This window comes from Montanilutibacter psychrotolerans (genome assembly GCF_003719825.1).
Classification (GTDB): domain Bacteria; phylum Pseudomonadota; class Gammaproteobacteria; order Xanthomonadales; family Xanthomonadaceae; genus Montanilutibacter; species Montanilutibacter psychrotolerans.
In genome coordinates this window covers 1-1,223 of the sequence record NZ_RIBS01000018.1, presented here as the reverse complement: position 1 = coordinate 1,223, position 1,223 = coordinate 1, and the positions used below count along the sequence as shown (strand labels likewise).

1 protein-coding gene is annotated in these 1,223 nt (G+C 62.4%); it reads right to left on the bottom strand.

Annotation, left to right across the window (positions count from 1 at the left end):
* Nucleotides 1-19: 19 nt before the first annotated feature.
* Nucleotides 20-982: an IS110 family RNA-guided transposase gene (locus EER27_RS16775; protein WP_123089286.1), complete on the bottom strand. Its 963-nt coding sequence runs from the start codon at nucleotides 980-982 to the stop codon at nucleotides 20-22.
* Nucleotides 983-1,223 lie beyond the last annotated feature (241 nt).

Here is a 1,223-nt window from a genome sequence, read left to right as displayed (position 1 = left end):
GTAGATACCGTCTTGGCCGTCAACTGCCGGGCAAGTAGTTTGGATCGAACGGCCGGCCGGATTTCACCACGCCAAAGATCAGGTGCAACAGCTTGCGCATGGCGGCGCCGATCTGCTGCATGGGTGTCTTGCCGGCTTGGGCCAGACGCTGGCAGAAGGCGTGGATGACCGGATTGCGATTGCGGGCGACCAACGCGGGCATGTAGAGCGCTTTGCGTACGTCAGCGGGCCCACGTTTGCTCAGCGCACTGTGGCCGCGTACGGAATGTCCTGACTCCCGCCGCGCGGGGGTCAGGCCGGCGTAGGCGGCGAGCTGGCGGGCCGAACGAAATCCGGAGAGTGGCGGCAGCAGACCGATCATCCGGCTGGCGGTCAGTGAACCGATCCCCGGAATGCTCTGAATCAGCGCATGTTGCTCACGCACGCCCGGGTGCCGGTCGATATGGTCATCAATGTCCTCACGCAGGTGCTTGATCTGGGCATCCAGGAAGTCGATGTGTTCCTGAATACTGCGTCGAACCATCGGATCCGAAACGGTCTCCAGCCGATTGGTTTCCTGTTCGCGCATGGCCATCACCGCATCCAATCGCCGGACCATTTCGCGTAGCTGGCGTACCTCTGGGGGCGCCGGGATCCACTCCGGTGGAGACTGCGCCAGGACGAAGCGGGCAATGACCCGGGCATCGTCAGGATCGGTCTTGTTGCGCGTGCCCAGGCTCATCCCAAAGGCCTTGATCTGAGCGGGATTGATCACGCTGACGCGGTGGCCGGCAGCGAACAGCCATTCCGATAATGCCTCGCCATACGTACTGGTTGCTTCCAGGCCGACGTGGACGCGGCCCGCGTCCAGACTGGATAGCCAACCGGCCAACGCCTGAAAGCCGTGCGGGGTGTTGGCGAACGTCTTGTTCTTGAACTTGCCATCGCGCAGCAGCGCGACAGCAAACGTGCGTTTGGCGATATCCACGCCCAGTGGGTTCATAGCAAGTGCTCCCGATCTCGCGCGACGGCACTGCAGCAAACGACCCGGGCCAACCTTGTGAATACGAGCTTCGCCAGAGGCGGCTCAAGATACCGTTCGGCCTTGAAAGTCGTGGCGGTGCAGGGAGCTCATCTACGTTTCAGACTCGCAGTCTCAGGGCGCAAACAGTCTCTCCCTGCACCGATCCGAGTGCCCCCGGATCACCAGCCCATCGCTGGTGGGTTGAAGATACAAGGGCGCA